This window comes from Streptomyces sp. NRRL F-6492, assembly GCF_001280125.1.
Lineage (GTDB): Bacteria > Actinomycetota > Actinomycetes > Streptomycetales > Streptomycetaceae > Streptomyces.
This window is the reverse complement of record NZ_LGEG01000001.1, coordinates 230,341-250,307: the sequence shown is the minus strand read 5'-3', so window position 1 is coordinate 250,307 and position 19,967 is coordinate 230,341. Positions and strand designations below refer to the sequence as shown.

General features: G+C 74.0%; 20 protein-coding genes. 7 read left to right on the top strand and 13 right to left on the bottom strand.

Going from position 1 to position 19,967, the window contains the following annotated elements:
- Positions 1–5 precede the first annotated feature (5 nt).
- The 6 genes from ADL08_RS01065 to pdhA all read right to left on the bottom strand — a co-directional run bounded on the left by ADL08_RS01065 (position 6) and on the right by pdhA (position 7,222).
- A complete protein-coding gene (locus tag ADL08_RS01065) occupies positions 6–1,067 on the bottom strand; it encodes a potassium channel family protein (protein WP_053640067.1) in 1,062 nt (353 codons plus the stop codon).
- A 20-nt stretch (positions 1,068–1,087) separates the two neighbouring features.
- Positions 1,088–2,575, bottom strand: a complete 1,488-nt coding sequence (locus tag ADL08_RS01060; RefSeq protein WP_053640066.1) for a molybdopterin molybdotransferase MoeA — start codon at positions 2,573–2,575, stop codon at positions 1,088–1,090.
- Entirely contained in the window at positions 2,572–3,423 is an 852-nt protein-coding gene (locus ADL08_RS01055) for an NTP transferase domain-containing protein (RefSeq protein ID WP_053640065.1), read from the bottom strand. The genes ADL08_RS01060 and ADL08_RS01055 overlap by 4 nt, the downstream gene beginning before the upstream one ends.
- 231 nt (positions 3,424–3,654) lie before the next feature.
- Positions 3,655–5,019 (bottom strand): dihydrolipoamide acetyltransferase family protein, encoded by a 1,365-nt coding sequence (locus ADL08_RS01050; protein WP_053640064.1) that lies wholly within the window; start codon positions 5,017–5,019, stop codon positions 3,655–3,657.
- Positions 5,019–6,065: an alpha-ketoacid dehydrogenase subunit beta gene (locus ADL08_RS01045; RefSeq protein WP_053640063.1), complete on the bottom strand. Its 1,047-nt coding sequence runs from the start codon at positions 6,063–6,065 to the stop codon at positions 5,019–5,021. The genes ADL08_RS01050 and ADL08_RS01045 overlap by 1 nt, the downstream gene beginning before the upstream one ends.
- Positions 6,065–7,222 (bottom strand): pyruvate dehydrogenase (acetyl-transferring) E1 component subunit alpha, encoded by a 1,158-nt coding sequence (gene pdhA / locus ADL08_RS01040; protein ID WP_078967902.1) that lies wholly within the window; start codon positions 7,220–7,222, stop codon positions 6,065–6,067. The genes ADL08_RS01045 and pdhA overlap by 1 nt, the downstream gene beginning before the upstream one ends.
- Before the next feature lie 192 nt (positions 7,223–7,414).
- On the opposite strand from pdhA, the gene ADL08_RS01035 reads away from it, so the two are divergent.
- Positions 7,415–7,924, top strand: a complete 510-nt coding sequence (locus ADL08_RS01035) for an Lrp/AsnC family transcriptional regulator (protein WP_053640062.1) — start codon at positions 7,415–7,417, stop codon at positions 7,922–7,924.
- A gap of 20 nt (positions 7,925–7,944) precedes the next feature.
- Here the strand turns inward: ADL08_RS01035 and ADL08_RS01030 are convergent, their stop codons facing one another.
- Positions 7,945–8,538, bottom strand: a complete 594-nt coding sequence (locus ADL08_RS01030) for a TetR/AcrR family transcriptional regulator (RefSeq protein WP_053640061.1) — start codon at positions 8,536–8,538, stop codon at positions 7,945–7,947.
- Entirely contained in the window at positions 8,535–10,046 is a 1,512-nt protein-coding gene (locus ADL08_RS01025; protein ID WP_199836925.1) for a 3-hydroxyacyl-CoA dehydrogenase, read from the bottom strand. The genes ADL08_RS01030 and ADL08_RS01025 overlap by 4 nt, the downstream gene beginning before the upstream one ends.
- 207 nt (positions 10,047–10,253) lie before the next feature.
- On the opposite strand from ADL08_RS01025, the gene paaN reads away from it, so the two are divergent.
- The gene (paaN, locus tag ADL08_RS01020) at positions 10,254–11,951 is read left to right on the top strand and encodes a phenylacetic acid degradation protein PaaN (RefSeq protein WP_053640060.1); all 1,698 of its coding nucleotides are present in this window, start codon (positions 10,254–10,256) and stop codon (positions 11,949–11,951) included.
- 38 nt (positions 11,952–11,989) lie between these two features.
- Here paaN and ADL08_RS01015 read toward each other — a convergent pair whose 3' ends face one another.
- From ADL08_RS01015 to ADL08_RS01005, 3 genes are read right to left on the bottom strand one after another with little or no spacing between them, the layout of a single operon-like run.
- Positions 11,990–12,685, bottom strand: coding sequence for a TrmH family RNA methyltransferase (locus tag ADL08_RS01015; RefSeq protein ID WP_053640059.1), 696 nt, complete (start codon positions 12,683–12,685; stop codon positions 11,990–11,992).
- The gene (locus ADL08_RS01010; protein ID WP_053640058.1) at positions 12,682–13,929 is read right to left on the bottom strand and encodes an HTTM domain-containing protein; all 1,248 of its coding nucleotides are present in this window, start codon (positions 13,927–13,929) and stop codon (positions 12,682–12,684) included. Before ADL08_RS01010 ends, ADL08_RS01015 begins: the two co-directional genes overlap by 4 nt.
- Positions 13,926–14,762, bottom strand: a complete 837-nt coding sequence (locus ADL08_RS01005) for a DUF5819 family protein (RefSeq protein WP_053640057.1) — start codon at positions 14,760–14,762, stop codon at positions 13,926–13,928. The genes ADL08_RS01010 and ADL08_RS01005 overlap by 4 nt, the downstream gene beginning before the upstream one ends.
- Positions 14,763–14,873: 111 nt before the next feature.
- Between ADL08_RS01005 and paaA the strand changes: the two genes are divergently transcribed.
- From paaA to ADL08_RS00980, 5 genes are read left to right on the top strand one after another with little or no spacing between them, the layout of a single operon-like run.
- Entirely contained in the window at positions 14,874–15,905 is a 1,032-nt protein-coding gene (gene paaA, locus ADL08_RS01000) for a 1,2-phenylacetyl-CoA epoxidase subunit PaaA (RefSeq protein WP_053640056.1), read from the top strand.
- Positions 15,902–16,189 (top strand): 1,2-phenylacetyl-CoA epoxidase subunit PaaB, encoded by a 288-nt coding sequence (paaB, locus tag ADL08_RS00995; protein WP_053640055.1) that lies wholly within the window; start codon positions 15,902–15,904, stop codon positions 16,187–16,189. The genes paaA and paaB overlap by 4 nt, the downstream gene beginning before the upstream one ends.
- On the top strand, positions 16,186–16,944 hold the full coding sequence (gene paaC, locus ADL08_RS00990; protein WP_420709536.1) for a 1,2-phenylacetyl-CoA epoxidase subunit PaaC: 759 nt from the start codon (positions 16,186–16,188) through the stop codon (positions 16,942–16,944). Before paaB ends, paaC begins: the two co-directional genes overlap by 4 nt.
- Positions 16,938–17,435 (top strand): 1,2-phenylacetyl-CoA epoxidase subunit PaaD, encoded by a 498-nt coding sequence (paaD, locus tag ADL08_RS00985; RefSeq protein WP_053640054.1) that lies wholly within the window; start codon positions 16,938–16,940, stop codon positions 17,433–17,435. The genes paaC and paaD overlap by 7 nt, the downstream gene beginning before the upstream one ends.
- Positions 17,436–18,524 (top strand): 2Fe-2S iron-sulfur cluster-binding protein, encoded by a 1,089-nt coding sequence (locus ADL08_RS00980; RefSeq protein WP_053640053.1) that lies wholly within the window; start codon positions 17,436–17,438, stop codon positions 18,522–18,524.
- 67 nt (positions 18,525–18,591) lie between these two features.
- On the opposite strand, the gene ADL08_RS00975 is transcribed toward ADL08_RS00980, so the two are convergent.
- Together ADL08_RS00975 and ADL08_RS00970 are read right to left on the bottom strand one after the other, a co-directional pair.
- Positions 18,592–18,936, bottom strand: coding sequence for a rhodanese-like domain-containing protein (locus ADL08_RS00975; RefSeq protein ID WP_053640052.1), 345 nt, complete (start codon positions 18,934–18,936; stop codon positions 18,592–18,594).
- 56 nt (positions 18,937–18,992) lie between these two features.
- The gene (locus ADL08_RS00970) at positions 18,993–19,829 is read right to left on the bottom strand and encodes a hypothetical protein (RefSeq protein WP_420709543.1); all 837 of its coding nucleotides are present in this window, start codon (positions 19,827–19,829) and stop codon (positions 18,993–18,995) included.
- Positions 19,830–19,967: the final 138 nt, after the last annotated feature.

Below are 19,967 nucleotides of genomic sequence, written 5' to 3'. Positions count from 1 at the left end.
CGGGCTCAGTCCTCCGGCGGGGTGGAGAGCCGGGTCACCGGCACGGCGCGCACGATGGTGATCACCCGGTCGGTCAGCTGGAGGGGGTTGGCCGCGGGGTCGTCGTAGCTGAGCAGACGGTGGCCCCGGAGCACGCTCACCACCAGGTCCCCGGTCTCCCGCGGGCTCTTGCCCGCCTCGCTCTTGGTCACGGGGCGCTCGACCAGGTCGAGGCCGGAGCCCTGCTGGATCAGGTCCTCCATCACCGTGCCGGCGCTGGGGCTCAGCACCGAGAGGCCGAGCAGGCGCCCGGCGGCGCTGGCGCTGGTGATGACCGCGTCCGCGCCGGACTGGCGCAGCAGCGGCGCGTTCTCCTCTTCGCGGACGGCGGCGACGATCTTCGCGCCCCGGTTGAGCTGGCGCGCGGTCAGGGTGACCAGGACGGCCGTGTCGTCGCGCTGGGTGGCGATGACGATCTGCCGGGCCCGCTGCACCTCGGCGCGGAGCAGCACGGCGCTGCGGGTCGCGTCGCCGATGACACCGACGAAACCGTCCGCGTTCGCCGTCTCGATCACCTTGCTGGAGGGATCGACGATGACGATCTGCTCCTTGCTGAGCCCGGTCGCGCAGAGGGTCTGGATCGCGGACCGCCCCTTCGTGCCGAACCCGACGATGACGGTGTGGTCGCGCAAGGTGGACCTCCAGCGGTTCAGCCGGAACTCCTCCCGGGTCCGCTCGGTGAGGACCTCCAGGGTGGTGCCGACCAGAATGATCAGAAACAGCACGCGCAGGGGCGTGACCAGCAGGATGTTGATGAGCCGCGCCGTGTCGCTGTACGGGACGATGTCGCCGTATCCGGTGGTGGAGAGCGTCACGGTCGCGTAGTAGGCGCAGTCGAGGAAGTCGAGCTTCTCGTCGGCGTTGTCGTGGTAGCCGTCGCGGTCGAAGTAGACGAGGAGAATCGTCACGAAGAGCACGCCGAGCGCCATGAGCAGGCGCTTGCCGACCTGGCGCAGCGGCCGCTCCACCTCCCGGCGGGGCAGGGTGACCCGCGGGCCGGAGATCTTCTCGTCCGCGTGGCGGGCCATCACGTCACGACTGGGAAGTTTCACGTGAAACACGCTCCTTGGGCCGGTGCGGCCCCCGCCGTCGGCGGCCAGGGAAGATCGAGGACGTCCAGTTCCTGTCCCGGCCGTGCCCCGCCGGGCGGGACGACGGCCAGGCCGTCCGCGGCGGCGACGCCGCGGAGCATGGCCGGACCGTTGTAGCGCAGCGGAACGGCCGATCCGCCGCGGCGGACGACCGGGACGAGTCGTGTGTCATGGGGGTGCCCGTGCACCTCGTCCCGAACGGGCACACGGTACGGCACGGGAGTACGGGCTCCGGATCCGGCCCCGTCCTCTGCGGGGAACGCGGGGGACGCGGGGGACGCGGCCCGGGCCAGGGCGGCGAGCAGCGGAGCGGCCAGGGTGAGGAGCCCGGAGACGGCCGCGAGCGGGTTGCCGGGGAGACCGACGAGGTGGCGCACGTGGAGCGGGCGGGCCGGGTCGGTGCCGAGACGGGCGAGGAGCATGGGGTGCCCCGGCCGTACCTTCACCCCGTCGACCAGGAGCGTGGCACCGGCCTTGTCGAGCACGCGGTGGACGTGGTCCACGGGTCCGGCGGCGGTGCCCCCTGTGGTGACGACCAGGTCGGCGGCGGAGCCGGTGACGGCCGCGTACAGCGCCTCGGCGTCGTCGCCGATCCGGCGGGTGGCGAGGACGTCCGCGCCGAGCGCCGCCAGCCAGGGGCCCAGCATCGGCCCGAGGGCGTCCCGGATGAGCCCTTCGTGGGGGAGACCGGCCGCGAGGAGCTCGTCGCCGAGGACCAGGATCTCCACCCGGGGGCGGGGCCGCACGAGGAGTTCGTCGTATCCGGCGGCCGCGGCGAGGCCGAGGACGGCGGGGGTCACGGCGGCGCCGGCGGGCAGCAGTTCGTCGCCGGAGCGGCACTCCTGGCCCCGGGGACGGATGTCCTGCCCGGCGACGACCTCGCGCAGGGCGTGCAGCAGGGCACGAGGCGGGCCGTCCGGGCGCTCGGGGCGGGAGTGCTCGGTACGGGGCTGCTCTGTGCGGGGCTGCTCGGTACGGGAGTGCTCGGTACGGAGGACGGCCGTGGTCCCGGGCGGGACGGGGGCGCCGGTGGCGATCCGTACCGCCTCCCCGCCGGCCAGGGCGGCGGCCGGAGCGTGGCCGGCCAGGACGGCGGTCTCCTCGCGGACGTGCCAGGGGCCGGGGCCCGCGACCGCCCAGCCGTCCATGGCGGAGGTGTCGAAGGACGGCAGGTCGGCGAGGGCCGGGAGCGGCCCCGCCAGGACCTGGCCGAGCGCCCGCCCCAGCGGGAGCGCCAGCGGCTCCCGGCCGGTCCGGGCCGCGGCCCCGGCACGGCCCGCGACGGCCCGCGCCTCGGGCCAGGAGGTGGCCCGGTGCGGATGCCCGGCCTTCGCGCCACCGACGGGTCCGGAAGGGGTGTCGGCGGGACCGGAAGGGTCGTCGGCGGGCCCGGAAGCGCTGTCGGCGGGGTCGGGGGCCACGGGAGCGGACTCCTTCAGGCTCATCCGGGTCCGTCCTGCTCGGCCTCCCAGCGCAGGGCCAGCGCCGCGGCCTTGCGGGCGGCCTCCGCGACCGCCTCGGGGCCGCCCTCGCCCGCGCGCGCCGCCGCGTACCCCACCAGGAAGGTGGTCAGGGGCGCGGCGGGGCGGGCCACGTTGTGGGCGGCGTCGCGGGCCAGATCGAGCAGCACGCCGGTGTCGACGTCCAGCTCGATGCCCAGTTCGTCCTTGACTGCGGTGATCCATTCGTCCAGCACGCTCCCATGCTCCCTGATGCGGGCGCGGGCCGTGGCGATGTCCTCCCAGGTGTCGCAGTCGAAGGAGGCGAAGGGGCCCGCGGGAAGCCGGACGAGCCGGAGCGCGTGCGTGAGGTGACGCAGCGGCAGGTGGGCGAGGCCGCCGTGGTCGTGCGCGAGCCGGTCCAGCGCGCGGCGCAGCGGACCGGTCCGGTACGCGGCGACGAGCGGCTGGTCGCGCCCCTCGGCGTCGGTGAGGAGCACGGCCTCGGCGCCCGGGTCCTCGTCCAGCGCGTCGAGGAGGCTCCGGACGGTGGCGCCGTCCAGGAAGGGCAGGTCGGCGGAGAGGACGAGCAGGACGGCGGCCTCCGCCTCCCGCACCCCCGCGTCGAGGGCGGCCACCGGGCCGCCGCCGGGCGGGTCCTCCCCGGTCCAGCGGACGGGCCGGCCGGTCGGCCGGGGGGAACCGACGACCACGGTGCGGCCGGCGCCGGAGCAGGCCGCGAGCACCCGGTCGAGGAGGGTCCGGCCCCCGATCCGTACCCCGGGCTTGTCGGTGCCGCCGAGGCGCCGGGCGGCGCCCCCGGCGAGCACGACGGCGTCGTATGCGGTGGTCACCCCAGCAGTATGGGCCGCCGGGGGCCGCGGACGCCCGGCCCGTCCCACTTGGAGAGACGGGCCGGCGCGCCGCCGGAGGAGCAACGGCCCGCCGGTCCATGGGACATCGGTCCGCCGATCAGCAGGGCACCGGTCCGCCGACCCGTGGGGCGGCGGACCTTCAGACCCTGGGGGCGGCGGACCTTCAGTCCCTGGGGCGGCGGACCTTCAGGCCCTGGGGGCGGCGGACCGTCAGACCGTGCGGAGCAGGACCGCGGGCTGTTCGACGCAGTCCGCCACGTACCGCAGGAAGCCGCCCGCCGTGCCGCCGTCGCAGACCCGGTGGTCGAAGGTGAGCGAGAGCTGCACCACCTGACGGACGGCCAGTTCGCCCCGGTGCACCCAGGGCTTGGGAATGATCCGGCCGACGCCGAGCATCGCGGCCTCGGGGTGGTTGATGATCGGCGTGGAGCCGTCGACCCCGAACACCCCGTAGTTGTTGAGGGTGAACGTGCCCCCCGTCAGGTCGGCCGGGGTGAGCGCGGACTGCCGGGCGGCCTCGGTCAGGCGCCCGAACTCCTCCGTCAGCGACTCGGCCGTCCGCGTCCCCGCGTCCTTGACCACGGGGACGACCAGGCCGCGCGGGGTCTGGGCGGCGAACCCGAGGTGCACGTCCGGCAGCCGGGCGATCTCCCGGGCTGCGGTGTCGACCGTGGAGTTGAGCTCGGGGAACCGGGCCAGGGCGTGGACGCAGATCCGGGCGAGGAGCGCGAGCAGCGAGATCTTCGGCCCGCCCGCCGCGTTCATCGCCGCCCGCGCGGCCATCAGCTCGGTCGCGTCGGCGTCGACCCAGCAGGTCGCGTCCGGGATCTCCGTACGGCTGCGGGACAGCTTGTCCGCCACCGCGCCGCGGATCCCGCGCAGCGGGACCCGCTCGCCCGCCGGTGCGACGGAGCCCGCCGGTGCGACGGAGGAGGCGGGGGGAACGGGCGCCGGGTGGTCCCGGTCCGTCGCGAGGGCGAGTTCCACGTCGGCCCGCAGGATCAGCCCCTCGGGTCCCGAACCGCGCACCTGCCGCAGGTCGAGCCCCCCGTCCCTGGCCAACTTCCGCACGATCGGCGAGATGACGGGCACGGGCCCCTGGTGCGCGGGGGCGGCGGGAGCGGGCGCGGGCGCGGGGACCACGACCGGTGCCGGAGCCGGAGCGGCGGCCGGAGCCGTCTGCCGCACCCGGCGGCGACGGGCGGCGGGCCCGGCGGTGCCGTACCCGACGAGGACGTTGCCCGAGTACTCGGAGGAGACGGCCGACTCGGCGTCCCCGGCGCCCTTCTCCGCGGCGGCGGGAACGGCTGCGGGCTCCGGTTCCCCCGTGCCGCCCACGGCGACCGTCAGGAGCGGTGCGCCGACGGGCAGTTCGGTGCCCTCCTCGCCGTACCGGGCGGTGACGACGCCGCCGTACGGGCAGGGCACCTCGACCATGGCCTTGGCCGTCTCGACCTCGACGACCGGCTGGTCGACGGCGACGACGTCGCCGACGGCGACCAGCCAGCGCACGATCTCGGCCTCGGTGAGTCCCTCGCCGAGGTCGGGAAGCTTGAATTCGAGGACCTGGGCCATCAGTTGTCCGCCTCCCACTGGAGCCGCGCCACCGCGTCCAGGACCCGGTCCACGCCGGGCAGGTGGTGCCGCTCCAGCATCGGCGGCGGGTACGGGATGTCGAAGCCCGCGACCCGCAGCACCGGCGCCTCCAGGTGGTGGAAGCAGCGCTCGGTCACCCGGGCGGCGATCTCCGCGCCGGGGCCGCCGAAGCCGGTCGACTCGTGGACCACGACCGCGCGTCCGGTGCGCCGCACCGAGGCGCAGACGGTCTCGTCGTCGAACGGCACGAGCGAGCGCAGGTCGACGACTTCGAGGTCCCAGCCCTCCGCCTGCGCGGCCTCGGCGGCCTCCAGGCAGACCGGCACCGAGGGGCCGTAGGTGATCAGGGTGGCGCCGGTGCCCCGGCGCCGCACGACGGCCCTGCCGATCGGCTCGACGGCCGCGGGCGCCTCGGGGGACCAGTCGGACTTGGACCAGTAGAGCCGCTTGGGCTCCAGGAAGACCACCGGGTCGTCGGAGGCGATGGCCGCGCGCAGCAGGCCGTAGGCGTCCTCGACGGTGGCCGGGGTGACGACGTGCAGGCCCGGGGTGGCCGTGTAGTAGGCCTCGGAGGAGTCGCTGTGGTGCTCGACGCCGCCGATCCCGCCGCCGTACGGCACCCGGATGACGATCGGCATGGGCATGGCGCCGCGCGTGCGGTTGCGCATGCGGGCCACGTGGGAGATCAGCTGCTCGAACGCCGGGTAGGCGAAGGCGTCGAACTGCATCTCCACGACGGGCCGCAGGCCGTACATGGCCATGCCGACGGCCGCGCCGAGGATGCCGGCCTCGGCCAGCGGGGTGTCCGTGCAGCGGTCCTCGCCGAACTCCTTCGCGAGCCCGTCGGTGACCCGGAAGACCCCGCCGAGGGCGCCGACGTCCTCGCCCATCACGTGGACGGTCGGGTCCTCGGCCATGGCGTCGCGCATGGCGCGCTGGAGCGCCTGCGCCATCGTGGCGGGCTTGGCCTTCCCGGCCTTCCTGCCGGTCCCGGCCGCCTTGGGACCGGTCGTCGCGGTCGTCATCACGCCTCACCCTCGGCTTCGAGCTCGGCGCGCAGCTGCGCCGCCTGTTCGCGCAGCTGTGTGGTCTGCTCCGCGTACACGTGGGAGAACAGGTCCATCGGGTCGAGCACCGGGTCGGCGTTCATCCGTTCGCGCAGGTCCGCGGCCATCGTCTCGGCGGCCTCGGCGGCGGCGCGCCTGCCGTCCTCGTCGAGCAGGCCGCGTCCGGTCAGTTCCCGTTCGAGGATCAGGACGGGGTCGTGCGCCCGCCAGGTCTCGACCTCGGCGGCCTCGCGGTAGCGGGTGGCGTCGTCGGCGTTGGTGTGGGCGTCGATCCGGTAGGTGACGGCCTCGACGAGGGTCGGGCCGCCGCCGCTCCGCGCGCGTGCCACGGCCTCGGTGAGCACCTGGTGGACGGCGACCACGTCGTTGCCGTCGACGAGCCGGCCCGGCATCCCGTATCCGACGGCCTTGTGGGCGAGGGAGGGGGCGGCGGTCTGCTTGGCGAGCGGCACGGAGATCGCGAAGCCGTTGTTCTGGACGAGGAAGACCACGGGGGCCCGCCAGACGGCCGCGAAGTTCAGCGCCTCGTGGAAGTCGCCCTCGCTGGTGCCGCCGTCGCCGACCATGGCGAGGGCGACGACGTCGTCGCCCTTGAGGCGGGCGGCGTGGGCGAGGCCCACCGCGTGCGGGAGCTGGGTGGCCAGGGGGGTGCAGAGCGGCGCGATCCGGTGCTCGTGCGGGTCATAGCCGGTGTGCCAGTCGCCGCGCAGCAGGGTCAGGGCCTGGACGGGGTCGAGGCCGCGGGCCACCGCCGCCAGGGTGTCGCGGTACGAGGGGAAGAGCCAGTCCCGCTCCTCCAGGGCCGCGGCGGCGGCGATCTCGCACGCCTCCTGGCCGGTGGTGGACGGGTACACGGCGAGCCGGCCCTGCTTGGTGAGGGCGGTGGCCTGGGTGTTGTACCGGCGGCCGCGGACCAGCTCCGCGTAGAGCTTCAGCAGCAGCGCGGGATCGGCGTCGGCCACGGCGTCCGTGCCGAGCACGCGCAGCGGCTCGGCGTCGGGCAGCAGCGGCGCGGGGTCGGTGCGCGGCTGCCACGTCGGCGGGGTGGTCCGGTGGGCGTGGGCGGCACCGGGCGGCTCTTGGACTGTCGAACTGCGCTGTCGCAACGAGTCCACCTCCTCGTGGGAGCGGGCGTGAAGCCCGAAGGCGGGCGGCGCGAGTGTGGTGCGCCTCACCTACCGATTGTTCGGTCGTGGAGGCATTTTGGCTACAGGCACCTCCAGCCTGTGGACAAACGGTTCTCCACAGCTTGGGATGAGAACAGGTCGTCCACCGGAGAAAGGCGGGGGCACATGGCGGATGAACAAATGGCCGACGAATGGGAGCAGGTCGTGTCACCGGCTCCCGCGGCGGCGCTGCCGGGCCCGCCCGCGCGCCCGCTGGACGCCGTCGACCGCGACATCCTGCGCATACTCCAAACGGACGGCCGCGCCTCGATCCGCTCCGTGGCCGAGCGGGTGCACGTCTCCCGGGCCAACGCCTACGCGCGGATCAACCGGCTCATCGACGACGGGGTGATCCGCGGTTTCAGCGCCCGCGTGAACCACGAGCGGGCGGGCCACGGCGCCTCCGCCTACATCACGCTCAAGATCGTCCAGAACTCCTGGCGGACCGTGCGCGAGCAGCTCCAGGCCCTGCCGGGAGCCGCGCACATCGCGCTGGTCAGCGGCGATTTCGACGTACTGCTCCTGGTGCACACCCCGGACAACCGGACCCTGCGCGAGCTGGTGCTCACCAAGCTCCAGTCGATCCCGGAGGTGCTCTCCACCCGGACCCTGCTGGTCTTCGAGGAGACGGACCTCGACCCGGACCACTGAGGCGTCCGGGCCGACCGCCGTCAGCGGGCCGTCCGCAGCCCGTCGAAGGCCAGGTGGACGACGGTCTCGGCGATCCGCCGCCGCTCCGCCACCGTGTCCGGGTGCGGCCGGTACCACTCCACCAGCGAGTTGATCATGCCGAAGAGCAGCCGGGTCGCGAGCCGGATGTCCACGTCGGCCCGCAGGTCGCCCTCGGCGGCGGCCGCCTTGAGCAGGTCGGCCACCCGGTGGTCGAACTCGCGGCGCCGCTCCATCGCCCACCGCTCGGTGGCCGTGTTGCCGCGCACCCGCAGCAGCAGCGTCACGTACGGCAGCTCCTCGACCAGCACCTCGACCGTGCGGCGCGTGACGTACTCGACCCGCTCGACGGCCCGGCCCTGCCCGGCCCCCGGTTCGTCGAGGACCGCGAACAGGCCGTCGAGCGCCCGGCTGACCGCCCGCCGGAGCAGCTCCTCCTTGCCGGACACGTGGTGGTAGATCGACGACTTGGAGATGCCCGCCGCCTTCGACAGGTGCTCCATGGACGTGCCGTCGTAGCCGCGCTCGTTGAAGACCCGCACCGCGACCGAGAGCAGCGTCTCGGGGGTGTACGTGTCGCGCTTCGCCGTGGTCATCGGGATTCCCGTCCTTCCTCGGCGTATCCCCGGCGCACCAGGCCGACGCTCGGCGCGTACCGGCCCGTCGGGTACCGCTCGTGCAGCGCCCCGAGGAGGGAGCACGCGCGCCGGTGGCCGAACGTCCCGGCCCACTCCAGCGGTCCCGCCGGGTAGTTGACCCCGAGCCGCATGGCCGTGTCGACGTCCTCGGCGGTGGCGACCCCGCGGTCGACCGCGTCGGCCGCGAGATCGGCCAGCATCGCGACCGTGCGGGCGACGATCATGCCGGGCACGTCACCGATGACGGACACCTGCTTGCCGAGGGCCTGGAAGAGGCCCACCGCCTCGGCGAGGGCGTCCGGCGCGATCCCCTCCCGGGTGGAGAGCACGATCCGGCTCGCGCGCGCGTAGTCGTGGGCCAGGTCGAAGTGGACGATCTCCTCGTGGCCGTACTCGAAGGAGGACTCCCCGTCCGCGAGCACGAGCCGGACACCGCCCGGCAGCTTGACGAGGCCGTTCCCCTTCTTGCGCCGGACCTTGATCCCCGCCTCCTCGAAGAGCCCCACCAGCGGCTCGGCGGGTCCGAGGTCGCCCCGGACGAGGATCCCCTCCGGCGCCTTCGCCGGCGGGGCCGTGTGCGGCTCGGGCCGCTCGGCGCCCTCCGCGTACGAGAACCAGCCGTGGCCCGTCTTGCGGCCGAGGCGCCCCGACTCGACGAGCCGGCGCTGCGCGAGCGACGGGGTGAACTTGGGGTCCTGGTGGAAGGAGTCCCAGACGGAGCGGGTGACGGCCTCGTTCACGTCCTGGCCGATCAGGTCGGTCAGCTCGAACGGGCCCATGCGGAAGCCGCCGCTCTCGCGCAGGGCCGCGTCGATGGTGGCCGGGTCGGCGCCGCCCTCCTCGTGGACGCGCAGCGCCTCGGCGTAGAAGGGGCGCGCGACCCGGTTCACGATGAAGCCGGGGGTGTCCGCGCAGCGCACCGGCGTCTTGCCCCAGCCCTTCACCGTCCCGTACGCGCGCGTGGCGGCGTCCGGGTCGGTGGCGAAGCCGCTGACGACCTCGACCAGCGGGAGCAGCGGCGCCGGGTTGAAGAAGTGCAGTCCGACGAACCGGCCGGGCAGCCGCAGGCCCCCGGCGATGGCGGTGACGGAGAGCGACGAGGTGTTGGTGGCGAGGACGGTGTCGTCGCCGACGACCTCCTCCAGATCGGCGAAGAGCCGCCGCTTGACCGCCAGGTCCTCGACGATCGCCTCGGCGACGAGGGCCGCGTCCGCGAGCTCGGCGAGCTCCCCGGCCGCGTGCAGCCGCCCGACGGCCGCCTCGCGCGCGCCGGCGTCCAGGCGGCCCTTCTCCACGAGCCGGTCGAGGCGGGCGGCGAGGGCGGCCACGGCCTCCTCCGCCCGGCCGGGGGCGCTGTCGTAGAGGCGCACGGGGTGGCCGGCGACCAGCGCGACCTGGGCGATGCCCTGCCCCATGGTCCCGGTGCCGACGACGGCGACGACGCGGTGCCGCCCGACGGGCTCCACGGCTTCGGCACGGTCCCGTTCCCCGCCGGCGGGCTCATTGGTGGTCACGTCGTCGTTCCCCCTGACGGTCGCGTCGGACTCATGGGAGTGATCCTCCCCGATGGGTTTTCCACAGGATCGACGGGCCCCCTTGTCCCGACCGATCGTTCGGTTACTCTAACTCCGTACGTGTCTCCCTGCCCAGCTCGACGAGGAGTTGGTCCATCCATGGCCACCGCTCAGCCGACCACCGACCGTCTGGCCGAGAAGCACCGGTCCACGCTCGACCAGGCGCTCGACACCATCCGCACCCGCGCCTACTGGTCGCCGCACCCCGAGCACCCCAAGGCGTACGGGGCGGACGGCTCGCTCGACGCGGCGGCCGGCCTCGCCGCGTACCAGTCCCTGCTGAACGGCCGCTTCGAGCTCGACCAGCCCGGCACGGACGGCTGGACCGGCGGCGAGGTCTCGCCGTACGGGCCGGAGCTCGGCGTCGAGTACCCGCACGCGGACATCGACGTCCTGCTGCCCGCCATGCGCGAGGGGACGGGCGCCTGGCGGGACGCCGGGCCCGAGACGCGCGCCCTGGTCTGCCTGGAGATCCTCGCCCGGATCTCCGCCCGCACCCACGAGTTCGCCCACGCCGTCATGCACACCAGCGGACAGGCGTTCATGATGGCGTTCCAGGCCGGCGGCCCGCACGCCCAGGACCGCGGCCTGGAGGCCGTGGCGTACGCGTACGCGGAGCAGACCCGCACCCCCGCCGGGCGGGCCGGCTGGTCCAAGCCCCAGGGCAAGCGCGACCCCCTGGAGCTGAGCAAGGAGTTCACCCCGGTCGGCCGGGGCGTCGCCCTGGTGATCGGCTGCAACACCTTCCCCACGTGGAACGGCTACCCGGGCCTGTTCGCCTCCCTCGCCACCGGCAACCCGGTCCTGGTCAAGCCCCACCCGCGCGCGGTCCTGCCGCTCGCGCTCACCGTCCGGATCGCCCGCGAGGTCCTCGCCGAGACGGGCTTCGACCCGAACCTGGTGGCGCTCGCCGTCGAGCGTCCCGGCGAGGGCATCGCGAAGACCCTGGCCGTGCGCCCCGAGGTCCGGATCATCGACTACACCGGCTCGACCGCCTTCGGCGACTGGCTGGAGGCCAACGCCCGCCAGGCCCAGGTCTACACCGAGAAGGCCGGGGTCAACACGGTCGTCGTGGACTCCACCGACGACTACAAGGGCATGCTGGGCAACCTGGCCTTCTCGCTGTCCCTCTACAGCGGCCAGATGTGCACCACCCCGCAGAACCTGCTGATCCCCCGCGACGGCATCGCCACCGACCAGGGCCCCCGGTCGTACGACGAGGTCACGGCCGACCTGGCGGCGGCGGTCGGCGGCCTGCTCGGCGACGACGCCCGGGCCAACGGCCTGCTGGGCGCCCTGGTCAACCCGGACGTGAAGGCGCGCCTCGAAGCCGCCGCCGAGCTCGGCGAGGTGGCGCTGGCCTCCCGCGAGGTGGTCAACCCGGACTTTCCCGACGCCGTGGTCCGCACCCCGGTGATCGTGAAGCTGGACGGCGCCAAGCCGGAGGCCCGGGACGCGTACTTCTCGGAGTGCTTCGGCCCGGTCTCCTTCGCCGTCGCGGTGGACTCCACCGCCGACGCCCTGGAGCTGCTGCGGAGCACGGTCCGCGAGAAGGGCGCGATGACGGTCGGCGCGTACACGACCTCGGAGGAGGTCGAGCGCGCGGTGGAGGAGGTCTGCCTGGAGGAGTCGGCCCAGCTCTCGCTGAACCTGACGGGCGGGGTGTACGTGAACCAGACGGCCGCGTTCTCCGACTTCCACGGCTCCGGCGGCAACCCGGCGGCGAACGCCGCCCTGTGCGACGGCGCCTTCGTCTCCCACCGCTTCCGGGTGGTGGAGGTCCGCCGCCAGGCCTGACCTCCCGCGTGCGGCGGGGCCCACCGGGCCCCGCCGTCCTAAGGGGTGTCGATCTCCGCGTACCGCTGGATCCACGCGTGCATGGCGATCGCGGCGGCCGCCCCCGCGTTGATCGACCGGGTGGAGCCGAACTGGGCGATCGAGCAGACCCTCTCCACGTGGGCGCGGGCCTCCTCGGTGAGCCCGGGCCCCTCCTGCCCGAAGAGGAGCACGCAGCGGCGGGGGAGCACGGTCCGCTCCAGCGGCACGGCGCCGGGCAGGTTGTCGATGCCGATGACGGGCAGGCCCTCGGCCGCCGCCCACGAGGTCAGCGACTCGGTGTCCGGGTGGTGGCGGACGTGCTGGTAGCGGTCGGTGACCATGGCGCCGCGCCGGTTCCAGCGCCGCCGGCCCACGATGTGGACCTCCTTGGCCAGGAAGGCGTTGGCGGTCCGCACCACCGAGCCGATGTTGAAGTCGTGGCCCCAGTTCTCCACCGCCACGTGGAAGTCGTGGCGCCGGGTGTCCAGGTCGGCGACGACCGCCTCGCGCGTCCAGTACCGGTAGCGGTCGACGACGTTGCGCCGGTCGCCCCCGGCCAGCAGCTCGGGGTCGTACCGCTCGCCCTCGGGCCACGGCTCCGGGTGCGGCCCGACGCCGACCTCGGGGCCGAACCCCTCGTCGTACTGGACCGGCTCCCGGTCGGGCCCGGCGGTCTCCGGCCCGTTCCCGGGCCTCTCTTCGGTGGTGCTCACCCGACGAGGGTACGGGGGCCGTACTCCCCGTCCACACGGCGCTGCTCGGGCAGCGTCCCGTCCGGCGTGCGCCGCAGCAGCCGGTCCCGGACCCGGGTCACCCGCGCCCCCAGGGCCACCAGGAACACCGTCGGCAGGAACACCGCGTCGGCGGAGATCATCGCCAGCGAGAAGAACGGCAGGCCGAGGAGCAGGGCGATCCCGGCGTGCTCCAGCATCATCGCGACGAGGAGGACGTTCTTGACCTTGCGGTTGAAGAGCGTGAAGGGGAAGGCGACCTGCACGATCACCGTGCCGTAGGTCAGCACCATCACCATGATCCCGCTGGCGGCGAGCAGCTCGGAGAGGGCGGGCCAGGGCGTGAAGTAGTCGAGGTGGAGCGGGTAGTACAGCGCGGTGCCGTCCTGCCAGCGCGAGCCCTGGATCTTGTACCAGCCGGCCGTGGCGTAGATCAGGCAGACCTCCGCCATGAGCACCAGGAGGGTGGCGTTGTGCGCCAGGTTGGCGAGGGCGTCGAGCAGGGTGCGCGGCTCCCCCGGGGCGTACCGGCGGACCAGCCACCACAGCGCGTTGCCCAGCCAGAGCACCCACAGCAGCACCGGCATCCACCACTCGCCGCTGACGTCGGAGAACCAGGTGGCGGCCATGAGGAAGCCGCCGAGCACGACCCACAGCAGCGGACCGGTGAGGTCGCGGCGCGGGGGCTCCCCGGCGCGGGCGGCACGGGCCTCGCGGGCCTCCCGCCGGGCGTCGAGGGACCACACCCGCGAGCAGCGGGCCAGGACGAGGTAGATCGCGGCGAGGTGGAGGACGTTGTCGCCGCCGTCGCCCACGAAGACGGCGCGGTTCTGCAGCGACAGCACCCCGACCATGAAGACCACGGAGACGGCCCGGGTGCGCCAGCCCACCATGAGGAGGACCGCGGAGAGCACCGCGAGTCCGTAGACGACCTCGAACCAGATCCGGCCGTCCGACCACATGAGCACGGTGAAGGCCCGGTTGTCGGCGATCAGCCGCTCGGCCATCCCCCAGGACCAGGGGCTCTCGAAGCCGTACAGCAGGTGCCGGTGCGGCAGCTCGCGCAGCAGGAAGAGCAGCCAGGTCAGCGAGAAGCCGATCCGGACGATCGCGCTCTGGTGCGGGCCGAGGGAGCGGCCGGTGACGGTCTGGACGGCGCGGGCGAGCCGGCGGTCGAAGGGCTCGCGGGCACGCGCGGGCGTGGGGGCCGGCGTCGGGGTGCTCATCGGGCCTCCTCCGTACGGTTCGGGGCCGCGTCCGCGCGGTTCGGGTCGGCGCCGGCGTCGGCGGACCGGTCGGCGTCGGTGATCCGCCACCACGGGAAGTCGCGGTAGGAGGGGGAGGACTTCGACTTCTCGGTGCTCCAGTGCGGCGCGGGCACGGGCCGGGTGACGGAGCGGAGCTGGACGCGGCGCACGTCGGAGCCCGCGAGGGAGGGGAGGGCGTCGAGCCGCTGCACCGCGATCCGGCGCATGTACTGCTCCGAGAGGCGGCCGCGCATCCCGTTGGGGCGGTGGTCGTCGGAGTGCGAGTTGGAGTAGAAGTCCAGGGCCCTGCGGAGCTGGTTCTGCTGGGAGTGGCTCGGCAACGGGTTGTGGCGGATCGCCTCGACGTCCTGGGCCGTGAGGTCGATCCAGCCGGTGGTCCGGCGGGCGCCGTCGGCGGCGGTGACCTCGGCGCGGACCTCGACGGAGGCGTTCTGCCGGAGCGGGTTGGGCGCGAAGAGCTTCCAGTTCTGCTCGAACTCGGGGTAGATCCAGTCGTCGACGGCCTGACCGTTCTGCTTGGTCAGCGTGTTGGACGGCGCCACGTGCAGGAAGACCATCGCCAGGTGGACGCAGGCGAAGACGCCGGTGACGGCGAGCGCGACGGCGACGACGACCTGGTACGGCAGGGACAGGGCCATGATCCCGGTGCCCGCCCCGCCCGCCCCGCCCGCCCCGTCCGTTCCGGCGGGCTGCGGGAGCGCGGAGCCCGGGGGCGCGGGTGGCGGTTCCTCCGGGGACGTCCGCCGGTCGTCCCCCGCCTCGACCGCGTCCTTTTCGACGTACGCGTCCATCCCGCCCCGATCCCGATCGGCCCACTCGGTTATCCACAGGGTTGACACCATACGGGCCGTCGTCTCACCATTGAAGCCAATGAACCGAACGATCGGTCGGTAGGGGATCTGATGACCGCAGTGACGGCAGGAACGGCAGGGGCCGCGGGCACGGCGAGCGGCGCGGGCACGACCGGCGCGGCGGACGCGGCCGCGGTGGAGGCGGCCGCCCACGAGGCCGTGTTCGACGCCGCCGTCGCCGCCGACGAGCGCATCGAGCCGCGCGACTGGATGCCCGAGGCCTACCGCGCCTCGCTCGTCCGGCAGATCGCGCAGCACGCCCACTCCGAGATCATCGGCATGCAGCCCGAGGCGAACTGGATCACCCGCGCGCCCTCGCTGCGCCGCAAGGCGATCCTGATGGCCAAGGTGCAGGACGAGGCCGGCCACGGGCTCTACCTGTACAGCGCGGCGGAGACCCTCGGCACCAGCCGGGACGAGCTGCTCGACAAGCTCCACTCCGGCCGCCAGAAGTACTCCTCGATCTTCAACTACCCCACGCTGACCTGGGCCGACGTCGGCGCGATCGGCTGGCTGGTGGACGGCGCCGCGATCACCAACCAGGTCCCCCTGTGCCGCTGCTCCTACGGCCCGTACGCCCGCGCGATGGTCCGGGTCTGCAAGGAGGAGTCCTTCCACCAGCGGCAGGGCTATGAGGCGCTGCTCGCCCTGTCGAACGGCACCGAGGCCCAGCACGCCATGGCGCAGGACGCGGTGGACCGCTGGTGGTGGCCCTCGCTGATGATGTTCGGCCCGCCGGACGACGAGTCGACCCACACGGCCCAGGCGATGGCCTGGAAGATCAAGCGCCACTCCAACGACGAGCTGCGGCAGCGCTTCGTCGACATCGCCGCGCCCCAGGCCGACGCGCTCGGCCTCACCCTCCCCGACCCCGACCTGCGGTGGAACGAGGAGCGCGGGCACTACGACTTCGGGCCGATCGACTGGACCGAGTTCTGGGACGTCCTCAAGGGGAACGGCCCCTGCAACGACCAGCGGCTGAGCAGACGGCGCCAGGCCCACGAGGACGGCGCCTGGGTCAGGGAAGCGGCGGCGGCCCACGCGGAGAAGCACACCGGAAAGAACGGGGAGGCACAGGCATGACGAGCGACGGTTGGCCGCTGTGGGAGGTGTTCGTGCGCTCGCGCCGCGGACTGTCCCACACCCACGCGGGCAGTCTCCACGCGCCCGACGCGGAGATGGCACTGCGCAACGCCCGCGACCTGTACACCCGCAGGAGCGAGGGCGTCTCGATCTGGGTCGTGCCCTCCGCGACGATCACCGCCTCCTCGCCCGACGAGAAGGACCCCTTCTTCGACCCGGCGGCGGACAAGCCCTACCGCCATCCGACGTTCTACGAGATCCCGGAGGGGGTGAAGCACCTGTGAGCACTCCCGACACCCGAGAGGGCGCCGACACCCGCGAAGGCACCGCCGTGCCCGTCGGCGCGGCCCTCGCCCTCGGCGACGACGCCCTCGTCCTCTCCCACCGCCTGGGGGAATGGGCCGGCTCCGCCCCCGTCCTGGAGGAGGAGGTCGCCCTGGCCAACATCGCACTGGACCTGCTCGGCCAGGCCCGCGTCCTGCTCTCCCTCGTCGGCGACGAGGACGAGCTGGCCTACCTCCGGGAGGAGCGCTCCTTCCGGAACGTCCAGCTCGTCGAGCAGCCGAACGGCGACTTCGCCCACACCATCGCCCGCCAGCTGTACTTCTCCACCTACCAGCACCTCCTGTACGCGCGGCTGGCCTCCGGCGGCGGGCCCTTCGCCGGGCTCGCGGCGAAGGCCGTCAAGGAGGTCGCCTACCACCGGGACCACGCCGAGCACTGGACGCTGCGCCTCGGCGACGGAACCCCCGAGAGCCACGAGCGGATGAGCCGGGCCTGCGAGGCCCTGTGGCGGTACACCGGCGAGCTGTTCCGGCCGGTCGAGGGGCTCGACGTGGACCACGCGGCCCTGGAGAGCGCCTGGCTGGAGTCGGTGACGGACGTCCTCGGCAGGGCCACGCTCACCGTGCCCTCCGGGCCCCGCACCGGCGCCTGGAGCGCGGGCGCGGGCCGCCAGGGCCTGCACACCGAGTCCTTCGGCCGGATGCTGGCCGAGATGCAGCACCTGCACCGCAGCCACCCGGGGGCGTCGTGGTGACCAGGACGGCCCTGGAGGAGGAGCTGAGCCGGGTCGCCGGCTCCGTCCCCGACCCGGAGCTGCCCGTCCTCACCCTGGAGGAGCTGGGCGTCGTGCGGGGCGTCCACGTCACCGGCACCGGCCGGGTCGAGGTCACCCTCACCCCGACCTACACGGGCTGCCCCGCGATCGAGGCCATGTCCTCGGACATCGAGCGCGCCCTCCACGACCACGGGGTCCCGGAGGTCTCCGTCGTCACGGTCCTCGCCCCCGCCTGGTCCACCGACGACATCAGCGAGGAGGGGCGGCGCAAGCTCACCGAGTTCGGCATCGCCCCGCCGCGCCCGCAGGGCCCGGCCGGCGGCCCGGTGCCGCTGACGCTGGCGATCCGCTGCCCGCACTGCGGCTCCACCGACACCGAGCTCCTGAGCCGCTTCTCCTCCACCGCGTGCAAGGCCCTGCGCCGCTGCACCGCCTGCCTCGAACCGTTCGACCACTTCAAGGAGCTGTAGATGGTGTCCTCAGGCGCGGGACGGGCCGGGTTCCATCCGCTCGCGGTCAGCGAGGTCGAGCGGCTCACGGACGACTCCGTGGCCGTCACCTTCGCGGTCCCGCCCGAGCTCCACGAGACGTACCGGCACCTGCCCGGCCAGCACCTCGCGCTGCGGCGCACCGGCGAGCGGGGCGGGGAGGCCCGGCGGACGTACTCGATCTGCGCCCCAGCCGCCCCGGCCGGCGAGCCGCCCGTCCTGCGCGTCGGCATCCGGCTCGTGGACGGCGGCGCGTTCTCGACGTACGCCCTGAAGGAGCTGGCCGTGGGCGACCTCGTCGAGGTCATGGAGCCGATGGGCCGCTTCACGCTCGCCCCGCGCCCCGGCCATTTCGCGGCCGTCGTCGGCGGCAGCGGCATCACTCCGGTGCTCTCGATGGCGGCCACCCTGCTCGCCCGCGAGCCGGAGGCCCGGTTCTGTCTGGTCCGGAGCGACCGCACCGCCGCGTCCACGATGTTCCTGGACGAGGTGGCCGACCTCAAGGACCGCTACCCGGGCCGCTTCCAGCTGGTCACCGTGCTCTCCCGGGAGGAGCAGCAGGCGGGCCTCCCGTCCGGCCGGCTCGACCGCGAGCGGCTCGCCGGACTGCTTCCCGCGCTGCTGCCGGTCGGCGAGGTCGAGGGCTGGTTCCTGTGCGGCCCTTTCGGTCTCGTGCAGGGCGCCGAGCGGGCGCTGCGCGACCTGGGCGTCGACCGCGGCCGGATCCACCAGGAGATCTTCCACGTCGACGACGGCTCCGCGCCCGCGGCGGCCCCGGCGTCCGACACCCCCGCGCACGCCACCCTGACCGCGACCCTGCACGGCCGGTCCGGCACCTGGCCGGTGGAGCGGGGCGAGACGCTCCTGGACACCGTGCTCCGCGCCCGCGCGGACGCCCCGTACGCCTGCAAGGGCGGGGTGTGCGGCACCTGCCGTGCCTTCGTCGTCGGCGGCGAGGTGCGGATGGACCGCAACTTCGCCCTGGAGCCGGACGAGACGGAGGCCGGTTACGTCCTGGCCTGCCAGTCCCGCCCCACCACCGCCGACGTGGAGCTGGACTTCGACCGCTGACGGGACCGGGCCGGAAAGGTCCTCGGGAGAACGGCGCGGGGGCCGGAGGCGGGGGCCCGGTGGAGGGTCAGAGCACGAACGCCTGGGCGCCGTTCTCCGTCACCATCGGGCGCCCGGCGCCGTCCCAGGCGAGCATCCCGCCGTCGACGTTCACCGCGTCGAAGCCCTGCTGGACCAGGTACTGCGTGACCTGTGCCGACCGGCCGCCCACCCGGCACATCACATAGGCCCGGCCGTGCTCGGCCAGGGACTCCGTGACCTCGCCGAAGCGGGCCACGAAGTCGCTCATCGGCACGTGCACCGCGCCCTCGACGTGCCCCGCGGCCCACTCGTCCTCCTCCCTGACGTCCAGCACCAGGGCATCGGCCGGCACGGAAGCCGCGTCCACCGAGGGCAGCGGGGAGAAATTCATGGGACCGGCCTTCTCTCGTCAGAACCGCCCGAAGGGGCTCGGGCGCACGGAAAAACCTACTGCACCAGACCGGACAGCTCGTTCTCCCGCTCGGAGACCTGCGCGAGCAGCTGCTCCGCGATCTCTTCGAGCAGTCGGTCGGGGTCGTCCGGCGCCATTCGCAGCATCGCGCCGATCGCGCTCTCCTCCAGCTCGCGCGCCACCGCCGACAGCATGTCCTTGCGCTCCGCGAGCCACTCCAGGCGCGCGTACAGCTCCTCGCTCTCGCTGAGCCGCTCCTCGGCCGGTGCGGGACCGGCCTCCCACTCGGCGGACAGTTCGCGCAGCAGCCCCTCGTCGCCCCGGGCGTAGGCGGCGTTGACCCGGGTGATGAACTCCTCGCGCCGCTTCCGCTCGCCCTCCTCACGGGCCAGGTCGGGATGGGCCTTGCGGGCCAGCTCGCGGTAGAGCCTGCGGGCCTCCTCACCGGGCCGGACCCGCTTCGGCGGCTGCACCGGCCGCTCGGTGAGCATGGCCGCCGCCTCGGGGGAGAGGCCGTCGGTGTCGATCCAGTCGTGGAACAGCTCCTCCACGCCGGGCATGGGCATGACCGCCGCCCGGGCCTCCTGGGCCCGCCGCAGGTCCTCGGGGTCGCCGGTGCGCGCCGCCCGGGCCTCGGCGACCAGCGCCTCCAGCTCGTCGAGCCGCGCGTACATCGGACCGAGCTTCTGGTGGTGCAGCCGGGAGAAGTTCTCCACCTCGACCCGGAAGGTCTCGACGGCGATCTCGAACTCGATCAGCGCCTGCTCGGCCACCCGCACGGCGCGCTCGAGCCGCGCCTCGGGCCGCTCGTCGCCCCCGGCGTCCGGTCCCGGCTGCCCGTCGGCGGCGCCGTCGGCCACACCGTCGGCCACACCGTCCGCCACACCGTCGGCCGCGCCGCCGACCGCGTTCTCGGCGCCGTCCCGATCCTGTTCCCGGCCCTGGTCCACGTCGCTGTCCTCGCTCCGGCTCGTCACCCTCCCAGCGTAAGGGGCCGGGGCCGCCGGCCC

Bases quoted from the DNA above. Each gene is read 5' to 3' on its own strand.
- ADL08_RS00980 (WP_053640053.1), top strand. From the start codon at position 17,436: ATGGTGTCCTCAGGCGCGGGACGGGCCGGGTTCCATCCGCTCGCGGTC.
- ADL08_RS01005 (WP_053640057.1), bottom strand. From the start codon at position 14,762: ATGGACGCGTACGTCGAAAAGGACGCGGTCGAGGCGGGGGACGACCGG.
- paaN (WP_053640060.1), top strand. From the start codon at position 10,254: ATGGCCACCGCTCAGCCGACCACCGACCGTCTGGCCGAGAAGCACCGG.
- ADL08_RS01050 (WP_053640064.1), bottom strand. From the start codon at position 5,019: ATGGCCCAGGTCCTCGAATTCAAGCTTCCCGACCTCGGCGAGGGACTC.
- ADL08_RS01065 (WP_053640067.1), bottom strand. From the start codon at position 1,067: ATGGCCCGCCACGCGGACGAGAAGATCTCCGGCCCGCGGGTCACCCTG.
- ADL08_RS00975 (WP_053640052.1), bottom strand. From the start codon at position 18,936: ATGAATTTCTCCCCGCTGCCCTCGGTGGACGCGGCTTCCGTGCCGGCC.
- paaB (WP_053640055.1), top strand. From the start codon at position 15,902: ATGACGAGCGACGGTTGGCCGCTGTGGGAGGTGTTCGTGCGCTCGCGC.
- ADL08_RS01045 (WP_053640063.1), bottom strand. From the start codon at position 6,065: ATGACGACCGCGACGACCGGTCCCAAGGCGGCCGGGACCGGCAGGAAG.
- paaA (WP_053640056.1), top strand. From the start codon at position 14,874: ATGACCGCAGTGACGGCAGGAACGGCAGGGGCCGCGGGCACGGCGAGC.
- ADL08_RS01010 (WP_053640058.1), bottom strand. From the start codon at position 13,929: ATGAGCACCCCGACGCCGGCCCCCACGCCCGCGCGTGCCCGCGAGCCC.
- ADL08_RS01060 (WP_053640066.1), bottom strand. From the start codon at position 2,575: ATGAGCCTGAAGGAGTCCGCTCCCGTGGCCCCCGACCCCGCCGACAGC.
- ADL08_RS01030 (WP_053640061.1), bottom strand. From the start codon at position 8,538: ATGACCACGGCGAAGCGCGACACGTACACCCCCGAGACGCTGCTCTCG.
- ADL08_RS01035 (WP_053640062.1), top strand. From the start codon at position 7,415: ATGGCCGACGAATGGGAGCAGGTCGTGTCACCGGCTCCCGCGGCGGCG.